This window comes from Pseudomonas sp. TWRC1-2 (assembly GCF_049896685.1).
In the GTDB taxonomy this organism is placed as follows: Bacteria; Pseudomonadota; Gammaproteobacteria; order Pseudomonadales; family Pseudomonadaceae; genus Aquipseudomonas.
The window spans coordinates 300,984-314,400 of sequence record NZ_JAFCUU010000008.1; the positions used below are offsets into that span (position 1 = coordinate 300,984).

A 13,417-nucleotide genomic window follows, 5' to 3' on the forward strand; every position below is an offset into this window, starting at 1 on the left:
TGAGAGGAGGAGTGTCCTATGGCGCTCGAAGAATGGTGGAGGTCGGACACAGCCAAGGGTTGCTGGACTCGAGGTTTTGAGAATGCGGCAACGCCAAGTGAAGAACTCTTTGTTTGCAAATTTCTCAAGTGCTCTCGACAACATCGAAAAAGCCTTTGGGCTGAGTATCGCGAACCCTACGAGGGTATCCGTCTAATAGCGTTCGAACTCGATCCCACGGTCGCTTCCCCTCACGTGGAGTGCAGGGTGTGGATTTATGAAGGGCAGGATGATTTGTGGGCAAAGTTTTCCCGGAGTGGAGCGCTTGCCCTGATCGGCAGCCACTCCGTTCGTTGGATGGGTGTGCCGCCAAGTCGCACCTGGAAAAGAAAGCTTCAAGAGTCAAATACGGTGGTCAAAGGCATACAGCACTACGCCGAACATCCGATCTTTTCCAAGATGCCTACGCCAGGTGAACCGCTTGTCGTCGAGTCAGAGTTGGAAGAGACAATAGAACTTCTTGCTGAGCAGTTTCTGGCGTGGGTAGACAAGGTTTATCGAGGTCAAGTTGCCTACGACGCAATCCCCCCTGGGACGAATGAAGTAACTGAACTCGTCGAGGATACATCGCCGACGCCGGCTCAAAGCGGAAACGAAGAAGGCGAATGGCAGCAGGTTACCGTCACCCAGCATGAAAGAAGCCATTCAAACCGAAAGGCTTGTCTCGATCATTACGGCCTATCATGCCAGGCCTGCGGAATGAGCTTTGGGGATGTGTATGGTGAGCTCGGTACTGACTTTATCCATGTACATCATGAAGTCCCTTTGCATACCTTGGACGGGGCCACGACCGTAGACCCCGTTGCCGATATGAAGCCCCTATGCCCAAACTGTCATGCGATGGTGCATCGTGCTTCCCCTCCAATGCCGGTTACCCAGTTACGCAAGCTGATAGGATTTGGTCTGGGTCGTAAAGATTCAAACGACTGACAATCCATGGCATCTGCAAGCGGAGCGCGTAGGCCAGGATGGACGGAGAGCGGAAGGATGGAAGCCCGAAGGGCCGAGACCCAGCGTAGCGGGGCTCGGTTTACGACAGCCGATCCCGAAGGGATACGCCCGACCGCCTTGATTGAAAGGTTACCGAACAGCTCGTTGATCAAATGACCGAGGCACCACGCCCAGCGCGCAAAGATCGTATGTCCTTCGCAATGCCACCTCGTTACCAGACGCCACCCTGACATGGGTAAAGATAGTCGACAGAAAGCGTTTCCTTTCGCCGTTGCCGAGCTCAGACCAAATCCTCGGCTGTCCTTGTGCATCAGGAATCGCCAAGCGGTCGAGGAAATACTCTTCCAGGCTGTGCAGACGTTGTTGACCATCAATCAAAATTTCACTGTTTTCGGCTAATGCCCTGCTACCGATCACTGGCTCGTACCAGTCATTCGTGAGGTAGCTCCCCAGGTCTGCCCCTGACCAAACAGCGGTAATGAAACGAGCCTTCTGGCCTAGGCTCCACTCCACGGCTCGCGCCTAGGTTGGTACGGGCATGCCCATGACAAAGTGCGCAGCCCACGGAAAGCAATCACGGGCGGAGGAGGGGTCTACCAGATGCTTTTCCCAATGGCCGACTAAGACCTCGAGGGGACAATGACTGACGCTGGTGGGCAGAAGACGCTGTGCATATGGATGTGCCGGTCTGATGTTCCGCCGTCGGCGTAGCGTTTAAAAATGGAAATCATGGTTTTCCTGGGTAGCTCAGGTCGGTCGAAGTATTCGGGTAAGTACTGGCGCAACGCCATGCATCCATCGTTGCGATGATCAGAGGATCTCGATCCGTGGAGATATCGATCTGGCCGCTGTCAGCCGTAGCTGATCAGCCGCTCCCATGTGCGCCGCTGGCGGTTGCCAAGAATCGTGCAGGGGAACGAAAAGGCGCCGCTCAGGCGCTGTGCGAAGTCATTTGTAGAGAAGGTCAAAGCCGTCGCTCAAAAAAGGATACTTACCATCACAAACGGTTGGTTTCGGAAAACCTTGAGCCTGGGGTGATTTTTTTTGAAGAGATAAAGATTTGCCTAAGCGCGGGAGCTGGGACAGATGGGGGACTGTCACCTCAGGCAAGCGGAGCGCGCAGGCACGAAGATGGAAGCCCAGAGGGGCAAGATAGCCATTGAAAATGGCTGGCTTGATTCACGACAGCTGGCCCGAAGGGCGTGCCAAATGCCGGTCTGCATGAATAATTTGTCCGACTGAATTTTGCATTGCAACCAGCATTACTCAAACACCCTGTTCCAGTCTCTTTTGTTCAGCTCGCTACAGACACCTGGTGCGCCACCGAATACACGTCTAGATACCTTCGCCATGGTGGCGTCAGTCGTGTAATGAACAGGTATCCCATCCTCGCCAATCAGCACCCCCTTGGCACCAATCAGCAATGCATGACCAGCCACTACGTCATGAGCGCTAACAGGGTAAAGCGAGATACCACAAACACCGTCTCCAGCAGCAACTTTAGCGAGTCGATATGCAATGGATGGCATCGCGTAAAACTCTGCCGGCGCGCATAACTGGTTATTGATATCGGGCTTGCCAGTAGCTGCAGCGCTAACCATTACGGTGGCAGTCTCGGTAAGTTTTTGATCAGAGAGGTCGACAACAATGCGATTGTTATTTCTGAGCAGATGATCCATACCCTTTGCCCAGGCAATGCAGTCAGAAACTCCCGAAGGCGTAACAGGGGCGTGCACCACTCCAAGGATAGGCTTTCCATCATGGAGCAAGCCGACGGATATGGCAGAGCCTGCGAGGCCCCTCAAAAAATCGCTGGTGCCATCGTTAGGGTCGACCACCCAACAGAATGGATATCCAGTAAGAACATGGCCTGTTTCCTCGCCCCACCAATCGCAATCCACGAGGGCCAGCAGTTCGGCCCGGAGCAGGATCTCAATCTCGACATCAATCTCTGCTTTATCTCCTGATCCTCTCCGTCCACCTGGACGTACACTTTCCTGTGCCAGTAAAACACCCGCTCGCTCTACGGATTCGATCACTTGGTGGAGAATGTGCAGCAGCCATTGATTAGTCATGGTGACCTTTCTCGATAATTAGAAAGCGGGAAACAGAGGAGGAATCACTTGGTCTGCCAGCCAAGCGTAACCCTACCGCCTTGCCAGAGCTGCAGATCAAGCCATTGATCGAGACGAGCTCGTCATACGTCATCTAATCTGTAGAGTTTGATCTTAAGCAATCTAAACACGTTGGCCAGATCGTGATCGTCAGGAAACCACTTGGAGAGCTCGACATTACAATGCACCGATTAGCCGAAGGCCCAAGCGAGAATTTATTCAGCGAAGCAAAGCTCAGCTTGCTGAGTATTCGTCACTGAGCGATTACTTGAGGATTTTGTAGAAGGGCGTGGCACTGGCAACTCATCACATGACGAAATCGCCAGATTTTTGAGAACTCCCTCATGGCCTAGGCTTGCCAGTTCCTCTTGGGTGCGACGCAGCAACGCGTTAACAGACTGCCCGGACTCGGCGCAGACAGTGATGGCTACTAGAGTGAGAGGGTTCACACTGAGTGGGCCACTCAGAGCAGTAATCATCTCAAGGGTGGGGCTTGACTGAGCTCGCTCCAATTTCGAGACGTATGTTCGGCTACTGACTTCGGCGAGGTTTCTCTGAGTCAGTCCTTTGCCGGCACGCATCGCTTTAAGCACAGAAGCAAAAGCAATCTTGAGCGACATAAGCACGTTCCTGATTTGAGTCAGTCCATTTGAGCATCGATGCGCTGGAGAGAGCCATTCTAGATGAGTGAAGGCTATCACGGTATCGCAGTGCTATACGCTCTTGATGAACTGTGCGGCGTGCATGTGCCGGAGATCACTCATTTGAGGTTCCTTAGAAGCTGACTAACTAACGCTCCAAGCGGAGTCAACTGGGTACGTGGATAGCATGTATCCGAATGTTCAGAACTGCTGGCAGTGATGTCTCTCAGTCGTAACCGTCCGGCGAAGTCACCTACCCGATCCCTGCGATAAGGGCGATGTTCTCCACTTAAAAATACGTGGACACCATCGCCCTTATTGTCAGGATTGCCATGCGCCAACGAACCTCTTATCCCAAACCCTTTAAAGCTCAAGTCGTCCAGGAATGCCTGCAACCTGGCGTGTCGATGGCCAGCGTAGCGTTGCGCCACGGTATCAACGCTAACCTGGTTAGAAAGTGGATACCTGCTTATCGTGATCGTCAGGCGCCAGCGTTGCCGGCTTTCGTTCCGGTGAAACTGGAGCCCCGAACTCAGTCTGATCAGCAAACGTCTGTCAGCATTGAGGTGCCTTTCGGACAGCAAATAATTACCGTGAAGTGGCCATCCTCAGATCCTGATGGGTGCGCCCGGTTTATCCGTGAGTTGGCCCAGTGATCCGCATCGATGCAATCTGGCTCGCCACCGAGCCCATGGATATGCGCGCCGGTACCGAGACTGCGTTGGCCAGAGTGATCGCGGTATTCGGTGCGGCGAAGCCGCACTGTGCTTATCTCTTCGCCAACCGCCGCGCCAACCGAATGAAAGTTCTCGTGCATGACGGTGTAGGTATCTGGCTTGCAGCCCGACGATTAAACCAAGGTAAATTTCACTGGCCCGGCATCCATCGAGGATCGGAAATCGAACTCGATAGCGAGCAACTTCAGGCCTTGGTACTGGGACTGCCTTGGCAGCGGGTCGGCGCAGGCGGCTCGATCACAGTGCTCTAACACCTGCCATTAGCCCATCGGTTTATCGCCGCTGACCGCCTGCTCTGGCACAATCGGCGGCATGACTTCCTCGCCCAACCTCGATCAAATGACACCGGAACAGCTACGCGCCTTGGCCGAACAGGCCTTGCAGTTGCTGTCCCAGGTCGACTCGATGGGCCAGAAAATCCACCGCCTTGAAACGGTCAACGAGCAACTCGCTCATGAGATCGCCATCCTCAAGCGGCACAAGTTCGCCAAACGTAGCGAGCAGCTAAGTCCTGACCAAGGCAGCTTGCTCGATGACCTGCTCGACACTGATATCGCAGCTATCGAAGCCGAGTTGAAGGCGGTCAATCCGCCAACTGCACCGACCGAGCCACGCCAGAAGCCCAAGCGTGCGCTGCTGCCATCGCAGTTTCCACGCACCGTTATCCATCACGAGCCGGAAAATACCCAGTGCGCTTGCGGCTGCCAACTTCAGCGCATCGGCGAAGACGTCAGCGAGAAGCTCGATTACACCCCCGGAGTGTTCACCGTCGAGCAGCATGTACGTGGGAAGTGGGCCTGCCGTCAGTGCGAAACACTGATCCAGGCACCGGTACCGTCCCAAGTGATCGACAAAGGCATCCCGACCGCAGGCCTGCTGGCTCATGTGGTGGTGGCGAAGTTCGCTGACCACTTGCCGCTGTATCGGCAGGAGAAAATTTTTGGCCGCGCCGGCATGATGATCGCCCGCTCGACGCTGGCACAATGGGTTGGACAAACCGGTGTGCAGCTCCAGCCTCTGGTCGATGCGCTGCGTGAAGCGGTGCTGGCCGAGGGGGTGATCCACGCGGATGAGACCCCGGTTCAAATGCTTGCGCCAGGCGAAAAGAAAACCCACCGGGCGTATGTCTGGGCCTACAGCACCACGCCGTTTTCGGCACTCAAGGCTGTGGTTTACAACTTCAGCCCAAGCCGAGCGGGCGAGCATGCGCGTAACTTCCTCGGTTCCTGGAACGGCAAGCTGGTGTGCGACGATTTTGCTGGCTACAAGGCTGGCTTCGAGAAAGGTATGACCGAAATTGGTTGCATGGCTCATGCCCGCCGCAAGTTTTTCGATCTGCACGTGGCGAATAAAAGCCAGTTGGCCGAACAGGCACTGCACTCGATTGGTGGTTTGTACGAAGTTGAGCGGCAAGCGCGAGACATGAGCGATGAGGATCGCTGGAGAATACGACAGGAAAAAGCTGCTCCGATAATCGTAACGCTACATGACTGGATGTTGGCCCAGCGAGATCTGGTGCCCAACGGATCGGCAACGGCCAAGGCCCTGGATTACAGCCTAAAACGCTGGGTGGCGCTGACGCGCTACCTAGACGATGGGGCTGTGCCCATCGACAACAACCAAGTCGAAAACCAGATCCGACCGTGGGCACTTGGACGCTCGAATTGGTTGTTTGCCGGATCGCTGCGCAGTGGTAAACGGGCGGCAGCGATCATGAGTTTGATCCAGTCGGCACGCATGAATGGGCATGATCCGTATGCCTATCTGAAGGACGTTCTGACTCGTCTGCCGACGCAGCGGGCAAGTGAGATTACGGAGTTGCTGCCGCATAAGTGGGCGCCCGTTTAACTACGCAACGCGTGTTCGGCGGATGCTTACATTGTTTCTAAGGTTATGCGTAACAAATCTTATACCAACGTTAACCGCTCCCATATTCTCGCCCCCAGAGAAACATCATAGGCTACTCAACAACCACTTCATGGAGGATGCACATTGCAAATACCTATCGCATTGGTGGCAGGCATGGGGGCGCAAAACCGTTCGATTGGCAAACGCCGGGGCCTGCTGCGCGTCGTGCCTGATGACCTTCAGCGATTCGCCGAAAAGACGATTGGAAAGCCAGTGATAATGGGCCGAAAAACTTTCGAGTCGATCATCGTATTAAGTGGCCAGGCGCTCACGAAACGTCCCAATATCGTACTATCTCGCGACCCCACCTTTAGGAGAGATGATGCGATTGTTTGTCGATCACTGGACTCGGCACTTGAGTGTGCGGCGCAGGACAACCCTGAGGAGATTCATATTGGTGGAGGGTCTGAGATTTATAGCCAAGTTATCCATAGGGTAGATCGGCTTTACCTCACTCTCTTCCATGACGATCAGGAGGGTGATACGAAGTTTCCAGAATTCGAGAATGCGTTCACCGAGGTCTCACGCCATGGTGTCAGAGAACACAACGGCTTGCGATACGAATGGGTAGATTACGTTCGACGTTGAATAGCTATGCCCATTACGGTGCAGTCTAAAAGTTCGGTAAATTCGTGCAAGCCCCTGGAAGGGCACTTTCGAAGCGCCCTTTAGCTATCAAAAGCATTGGGAAGGTGACTTGACCGGACGCTTACTCTCAGTCAGCAGTGCATCAAATTGTGGGACACAAAAAAGCCGCCTAATGGCGGCTTCGTTGTGTGGGAGGCTCAGTAGCTATTCAAATGCTTGGCATTCGATTCTAGAATCTCGCCAGCCAAAATTCTGCGGGCACGAGCAGACAGCTCTCTGCTGATCTCTTCGGCAGTCTTAGGGCGTGTTTTAGGTTTCGAAGCACAAGCTTTGCGAACCAGAGTAACGCGAACCTCACTGGTCATGATAAACCTCCGATAGGTACGTCAGGAGTCACGAGTGGTCTTCAGTAACGCTAACATCTTGCCTAGATGGTAGCAAACCGGCACCATAAATTGGGCGAATTGATCAGCTCGGTCTGCGTTTAGCAGCATGTTCTCAGCGTTGCGGCTCACATTCAAGACGCCGATGAGCTCATCGTCATGAAAGACCGGTAAGCTTAGGATGGATTTCGCATGCTTCAGGTCACGGTAATACTTACCGATTTTTTGCTCATATCGGCCGTTCATTTCGCTGACTTCTTCACGTTGGGCGGTAACCCAACTGCTCACCACGCTCGATGTGTTGGAGATATACTCAGGCTGCCCTGACGACGCGACGCGCGGCGCTCCAGGAAGATTAGGATGGTGGAACTCAGCATCGAAGTCCATATCCAAGGTGTAGGGTAGGCATACCTGGTCAAGTCCAGTATCTGCTCTATCACCGCCTGATGAAGTGGTTGTAAGTTCATCTTCTAGAAATAGGATGCCTGAGCAGCGCTGCAGTGCAACCTCATAATTCTGGTTGTGCAGGAAAAAATGGTCATGCATAACCCAAACCTCACGGGTAAAACGTCGAGCCCGCGCCGTTTCGGGTGATGCTGAATTGATCTGGGCCTGAGCCCCTGCGCCCGACTCACCAGCGGTGCCTGCAAGTTGTGCCGCCCCCTCACTAGCCTGAATATCGGCTTCTTCGTGATATGCCTCCTCTGGTTCAGGCATCTGCTGCGGGAGCACAAGGCTGTCCAGTTCCACCTCGTCCTTAGGAAAAACACTCATGATATTGGCTTGGTAAGCAACATGCTTATTGGTACCTGATACCCCGTCCCACAGCCTTGTCAGCGCGAGAATGCTGTCCAGCATGGAGCGCATATGTTCAGCTACTTTTTCTCGGGTGATAGTGGGATCAGTTTTGGATGCCCTGCGTAGCAGACCGATGGTGGCCTGGGTGTCTACATATTCCTGAATGAACTGTCGGGGGGGGAGGTAGGTCAATCTGCTTTCCATTTCCTCATTCTGCTTACGCAAGCTCACCTGCATCACTTCATTCTGGCGCTCCTTCTCGTCCGTGACCGCACTCAACGCGCGCTCCCGTCGATAAACCAGCCACAGAGCAATAGTCGAGAGTACGAGAGCACTGATAGTGTGCTTAAAACTTTCCTGAAAATTTAAGTCTGTGACACGGCCAAGCTCCGTAAGGATCGGGCCGCTACAGACGGAAATGAAAGCAGCACTGGATACGCTAGCTAACGCAAGTAGAAACGAGCCCCACTCAGAAGCAAAGAAGCTGGGCTCTTTTTTGGAGGATGCTGGATTTTGGATCTCCGCCTTAGCTTGGGAGGAGGCTTTGTTGGCATCACTGCACATGATCACTTCCTTGCGGTGTCCTGCTACGCGGTTCAAGACAATTTAGGTTTTTATGCTGGAAATTTGAAACTGGGCGACGTCAGAGATCTAATAAATCCATGCGTCTAACGTAGGCGGTCAAATCGCAGGTGCCGCCATTTCAAGCATTCAAGCACCATCAAATTTAATCAGATTGGGCCGAAGTTTCGAACATGTGACCCAGTCACTAGCTGAGATCCCTACCGTGCCGACGCGGGGGGCGCTGCAGAATCTAAAGCGTCTTAGACAGGATGTGCCCGAGGGCTGCTGTATGAGCGTTCGCGGCGGCTAAAGCCGAGCATTGATCCAATCCCATACTGCTTTATCCAGCCATCCTTGATGGGCGCCAGCAATAACCTGGGTTACAAAAAGCCGGTCATTCGGATCGAGCCTACTCCTCAGGTCTACGCAGACTTGTTCCGCTGTAGCGCTGGAGCTAACCCATCGTACCGACTCCAGCCCGTGATCTGTGACGTTCTGATAACGATCCAGATGCTCAATTAGCGCGGCTCTTGCTTGATTGTAGGCGTAGGAGCCGTGCTCTTTGTTCAAACTCCATGTCACCATGAATACTGACATCTATCACTCCTTGTTGAGCTATTGATGGCATGATCGAGATTAAGCTATGAATTTTCAAGCATCAACCTCGGGTATGCCTGTGTCGTAAGTTTTCAGGCCGCACCCCCGAAGGGCATCAATACACTCGTTGCAGGACTGTGCGGACACATCTCACCTTTTCGGAGGCGGCGGTGGCGGGGGAGCAGCAGGCCTCTGGCTGGTAGTCTGCTTGTTTATGCCATTATTTACATGAACCTTGCCGTCAGATTGGTTTGTCATGGGATTACCTTTTGGTGGGTGGTGGTGGGGCCTTAGGTGGAGTTGCCGGGCGCTGAGCGAATGGCTTGGGTGGATTTGAATGTCCGCCACTCGGTTTGCGTGGTTGGGGAGATATACCTCTTTCCTCGTACATTTCGACCTCTATTTTTTCGGCGCTTTAGGGGGCGCAGGCGGTGGTGCTGAGGGACGAATGTTAGCTGGTGCAGGAGGATTAACATTCATCCCCTCATTACCAGTTCGCTGTTCAAGCACGTGATGATTAGGTTTATTTTCGTTATTCACTTCTGATCTCCTACTCTAGAAATTCGACTAGGTACACATCGCTGTTTGCAATCAAATAACTCTCGATGCCGGGCGTGTCGACCCACTCATTCTCTTCGTTCATCCAGCTCGGCTGTGTAATGAGGAAGTGCCCATCTTTAGGCTCGGTTGGCCATACCGCCGGGTACCCGAATAATCGCCGTCCATCAAGCAGGGTAAGCACCACGCTTTTGCCTTCACGTTTGCGGAAGGCATAAATCCACTCGGGATACGACGAGCGAGACGTCAAGGTCAGCCACCTCCCAAATCTGTACAGGTAGTCGTGGTTCGATGCGAAGGCCAAGAGCAAGCCTAAAGATACTGCCAAGCCTACCCCCCAAACGCCCTCTACCTGAACCGACCACTCTCCCAGCTGAAAATAGTGTGCGCCTATGTAGATCAATAACACCTTGATGCCTGACACCAGCATCGTTATGAGACCTGTACTTATGAGCGCCTGAACCGTGCGCTCGAACTGCTCAGGCTTTTTAACATCGGCCAGCCAGTAAAAAATCATGGTAGTCAGAAAGCCAGGAACAAGCGTCTGTACCAATGGGATGATTTTCGTTGCTAGATCTTCCATTGCCTGTCTCTCTTACTTGATTGGGCGGACGCCTGAATCATTCGTTGGCTCAAAGCCGGTGCTTACACCGCTATCGTTCTTAACCATGGCCGAGAGAGCGGCATGTCATCTCTTATCAAGAGAAAAACTCATCCCCAGGTATCTTTGATTGAAAGAGACGCATCAGAGCATAAAATTTGGGACGCCTTCGACATTTGAGATATCGCATTTGCTTGGGCCCCTTCGGTGGTGGGGGTAGGAGCCACATCTTCATTGAGCCACCCCCTGACTCTGGTGTGCGTAGCACGAGGTGGCCGTGATTATCGCGAATGTAGCCATTCGCGATAAATCCTAGGTGTAAGCCTGGATAGGAGTAGACCGAACCATCGTGAAAGTAGGCGAGTGGACGGCCACAGTATGCATATAAGTGCTCGTCGTCATCTGTATACGCGATCGGCTTGTGTTGCATATCATAGAAATCTAGGCTCATGAGGCTCTTCATTGCAGCAATGGGAGAACAGGGCACTTATGTGCCCCGAGCTCTGTTAAGCAGCCAAATTACTTGGCTGCTTTAGGGCGAATGACGATACGAAACGGCTGACCGTTTGCACGTCGAATCACCTTCCCGGTTTTGGTGGTGATGGTCATGCGATAGATGACCTCACCCTCCTCGTCGGGTTTTTCGAACATCTCAATCTGGGACATAAAATGTCTCCTGCTGAGGTAGGCTCAAACACAGAACTCGCTCCCTTGCGAAAGGAGCCCACAGGGGCTACCATCGCAAAGCTTTCTTCAACGAAGCGCGAGAGACATCTGGAGTCTGTTCAGATGTCTTTTCCCAAAGGCCGGTCAAGGTGCGAACTTGATCGGCTTTTTTGTTTCTGGCTTTCCACCATCTAGTCCAATGCAGGCTCAGAAGCCTCTTCGTAGTGCTAGTGATGAATATGTATCGGAGCCATTTGCAAAGCCTATCATCATCATTTTGATGACGTCAACTGCTCATGTGTTATGCTGCGTGAAAGGTGACGGGCTTGACCGACTTTTAGATTCGATGGAGATGACATGATTGATTTGAGCGAGTACAGCCAAGCGCAACGGGAGCGCCTGGTGTACATCGATTTCCGCCTCTACTTCACGGGCGCCGTCTCACGTGCGGATCTCATGGATAGGTTTGGCGTAGGCGCCGCTGCCGCCACTCGTGATTTCGCTCAGTACAAGGACGTTGCTCCCCAGAACACGGAACTCGACACGGTAACGAAGCAGTATGTAATGCGCGAATCTTTCTCCCCTTTGATCGCGCATGCGTCTGAGCGAGTTCTCACTGCGCTTTCGCAGGGGTTCGGCTATGGCTTGGATTCATATGAAAAGCCGCTGATCCCCCACGAGTCGGTTTCGTTGCTCAGCAAACCTAAGGTGGAAGTTTTAGCGCCCATCACCCGGGCAATTCACCTCAAGCGGGTCGTTAAAATCAGCTACACCTCCGGTTCAGGTCAGTCAGAGCGAAGCATCGTACCGTTCGCTATTGGTTGTGACGGTCTTCGCTGGCACGTCCGGGCGTTTGATCGGAAACGTAAAAAGTTTGCAGACTTCGTTCTAACTCGAGTAGGGCATGCCGAGATCCAGATGGGTGAGAAAGCTGGAGACGAAGAAACGCCGAAGCACGATGATCAATGGAATCGGATGCTCGAATTACCCATCGTTCCGCATCCCGATAAGGACTCTACAGAGATCGTGAAGCGTGACTACGACATGCTTGATGGCGTGCTCAAACTACGCGTTCGCGCCGCCATGGCAGGCTACGTACTGCAGCAGTACCATGTCGATTGCTCACCTGATCACAGCATCACGGACAAGGCTTACCGACTATGGCTCAAGGATCCTCTGGCGCTTTACGGAGTAGAGAGCTCCATGTTCGCTCCTGGCTACCAAAGTCCTAATTAATTGCCCGCCAGAGGCGCATCACTGGAGAAAAACTGTTCGTAACAGGCACTATTTGTTCCTCACCCGTTGTTGGCCAGTCGATTCAAGAGTGCCCGACTGGCCACCAAAGCTATATGAAGACGCATCGTTGAATGGTCTTCATCCGAAAGGCCTTTATGGGAACCATCTGAGTGCAACATCTTCATCAACCCGTTGAGCATGCCTTTCCCATCTTGGCTCCATTCTGAACGGCTTTCCGATAAAAAACCGCGATTGGCCTACGCTTGAAAACCGTTGTTCAAGCCCGGGTGAGGAGGGAGGTCAGCGGACGCAATCTGCGTTGCTATCTCCAGAACGAGGCTCTCGATGAATGTCCTGATCTGCGCGTTTGCTGCCGCCCAGTCGCCTCTCGTATGCGCGTCAATAGCCTGATCAAGATGACCGCAAGATCTGACGAAACCAAATCGTTTCAGGTGCTGGTGAACTTGATCATCGCCCGCAGGCAAATACACATTTTTTGGCAAGCTTCGCCTTAGCCAAGGAGGTGCGCCCTGTCCGCAGTCGCCAGCATCCCAGGAAACAGTGAACCTATCCGGCGCTAGGCAGCGCTCGAATTGTTCCTGTTGCTCATGTACGGAAGGCAAGCTCATGAGCCGAACGGCTTCACGAATCAGGGCTTCGCCATGCGTCATCTGACCTTCTCGAGCCCAGAAAACCAGCCCAGCCCGTTCCAAGAGTATCTTGTTGAATACAACTCTTTTTTTCGGAACCGACAGCTCACCTCCGAAAGGTACCCACTGATCAAGCTCAAGCCGTTGCACCATCAAATCAAAGCCTGCGTTTGTTCCTGCTTTCTCAATAAAATCCGATGCAGCCAGCAGGGTCTGGCGAGTGAAATGCAACTGCTCAGACATCTAGCCTTTTTCAATCGTTGTTCAGCATGCATAGCGGGGTCATCTTCCGGCAGCGGGTAGCCAGCCTCTGAGAGTGCCTTGGCCCGTTCTTCTATCTGCACGCGCTTAGGATCACAGCGGGCTTGATAAACCCTGCCTGGTAC

15 protein-coding genes are annotated in these 13,417 nt (G+C 53.2%); 6 read left to right on the forward strand and 9 right to left on the reverse strand.

Annotation, left to right across the window (positions count from 1 at the left end):
- The first annotated feature begins 18 nt into the window (after positions 1-18).
- The gene (locus ACP7B3_RS23315) at positions 19-969 is read left to right on the forward strand and encodes an HNH endonuclease (protein WP_426181079.1); all 951 of its coding nucleotides are present in this window, start codon (positions 19-21) and stop codon (positions 967-969) included.
- A gap of 150 nt (positions 970-1,119) precedes the next feature.
- On the opposite strand, the gene ACP7B3_RS23320 is transcribed toward ACP7B3_RS23315, so the two are convergent.
- From ACP7B3_RS23320 to ACP7B3_RS23330, 3 genes are all read right to left on the reverse strand, one after another.
- Positions 1,120-1,503 (reverse strand): DUF262 domain-containing protein, encoded by a 384-nt coding sequence (locus ACP7B3_RS23320; protein ID WP_426181081.1) that lies wholly within the window; start codon positions 1,501-1,503, stop codon positions 1,120-1,122.
- Positions 1,504-2,252: 749 nt separating this feature from the next.
- Positions 2,253-3,065 (reverse strand): inositol monophosphatase family protein, encoded by an 813-nt coding sequence (locus ACP7B3_RS23325; protein ID WP_426181083.1) that lies wholly within the window; start codon positions 3,063-3,065, stop codon positions 2,253-2,255.
- Positions 3,066-3,319: 254 nt separating this feature from the next.
- Positions 3,320-3,724, reverse strand: coding sequence for a helix-turn-helix domain-containing protein (locus tag ACP7B3_RS23330; RefSeq protein WP_426181085.1), 405 nt, complete (start codon positions 3,722-3,724; stop codon positions 3,320-3,322).
- 353 nt (positions 3,725-4,077) lie between these two features.
- Between ACP7B3_RS23330 and tnpA the strand changes: the two genes are divergently transcribed.
- The 4 genes from tnpA (at position 4,078) to ACP7B3_RS23350 (ending at position 6,978) form a co-directional block, all read left to right on the forward strand.
- Positions 4,078-4,401 (forward strand): IS66-like element accessory protein TnpA, encoded by a 324-nt coding sequence (gene tnpA, locus ACP7B3_RS23335; RefSeq protein WP_120129982.1) that lies wholly within the window; start codon positions 4,078-4,080, stop codon positions 4,399-4,401.
- Positions 4,398-4,733: an IS66 family insertion sequence element accessory protein TnpB gene (gene tnpB, locus ACP7B3_RS23340; RefSeq protein ID WP_133306550.1), complete on the forward strand. Its 336-nt coding sequence runs from the start codon at positions 4,398-4,400 to the stop codon at positions 4,731-4,733. The genes tnpA and tnpB overlap by 4 nt, the downstream gene beginning before the upstream one ends.
- 61 nt (positions 4,734-4,794) lie before the next feature.
- The gene (gene tnpC / locus ACP7B3_RS23345; RefSeq protein ID WP_426181088.1) at positions 4,795-6,330 is read left to right on the forward strand and encodes an IS66 family transposase; all 1,536 of its coding nucleotides are present in this window, start codon (positions 4,795-4,797) and stop codon (positions 6,328-6,330) included.
- A gap of 144 nt (positions 6,331-6,474) precedes the next feature.
- Positions 6,475-6,978: a dihydrofolate reductase gene (locus ACP7B3_RS23350; protein WP_426181090.1), complete on the forward strand. Its 504-nt coding sequence runs from the start codon at positions 6,475-6,477 to the stop codon at positions 6,976-6,978.
- Positions 6,979-7,364: 386 nt separating this feature from the next.
- Here the strand turns inward: ACP7B3_RS23350 and ACP7B3_RS23355 are convergent, their stop codons facing one another.
- The 5 genes from ACP7B3_RS23355 to ACP7B3_RS23375 form a co-directional block, all read right to left on the reverse strand.
- On the reverse strand, positions 7,365-8,723 hold the full coding sequence (locus ACP7B3_RS23355; RefSeq protein ID WP_426181092.1) for a hypothetical protein: 1,359 nt from the start codon (positions 8,721-8,723) through the stop codon (positions 7,365-7,367).
- Positions 8,724-9,029: 306 nt separating this feature from the next.
- Positions 9,030-9,320, reverse strand: coding sequence for a hypothetical protein (locus ACP7B3_RS23360; RefSeq protein ID WP_426181094.1), 291 nt, complete (start codon positions 9,318-9,320; stop codon positions 9,030-9,032).
- A gap of 550 nt (positions 9,321-9,870) precedes the next feature.
- A complete protein-coding gene (locus ACP7B3_RS23365; protein WP_426181096.1) occupies positions 9,871-10,461 on the reverse strand; it encodes a DUF6338 family protein in 591 nt (196 codons plus the stop codon).
- Between the two features lie 115 nt (positions 10,462-10,576).
- Positions 10,577-10,942, reverse strand: a complete 366-nt coding sequence (locus tag ACP7B3_RS23370; protein WP_426181098.1) for a 4-fold beta flower protein — start codon at positions 10,940-10,942, stop codon at positions 10,577-10,579.
- Between the two features lie 56 nt (positions 10,943-10,998).
- Positions 10,999-11,145: a hypothetical protein gene (locus ACP7B3_RS23375; RefSeq protein WP_010220512.1), complete on the reverse strand. Its 147-nt coding sequence runs from the start codon at positions 11,143-11,145 to the stop codon at positions 10,999-11,001.
- A 357-nt stretch (positions 11,146-11,502) separates the two neighbouring features.
- Here ACP7B3_RS23375 and ACP7B3_RS23380 point away from each other — a divergent pair, with 357 nt between their 5' ends.
- Entirely contained in the window at positions 11,503-12,381 is an 879-nt protein-coding gene (locus ACP7B3_RS23380) for a helix-turn-helix transcriptional regulator (RefSeq protein WP_426181100.1), read from the forward strand.
- A 257-nt stretch (positions 12,382-12,638) separates the two neighbouring features.
- On the opposite strand, the gene ACP7B3_RS23385 is transcribed toward ACP7B3_RS23380, so the two are convergent.
- Entirely contained in the window at positions 12,639-13,274 is a 636-nt protein-coding gene (locus ACP7B3_RS23385) for a hypothetical protein (RefSeq protein ID WP_426181102.1), read from the reverse strand.
- Between the last annotated feature and the right edge of the window lie 143 nt (positions 13,275-13,417).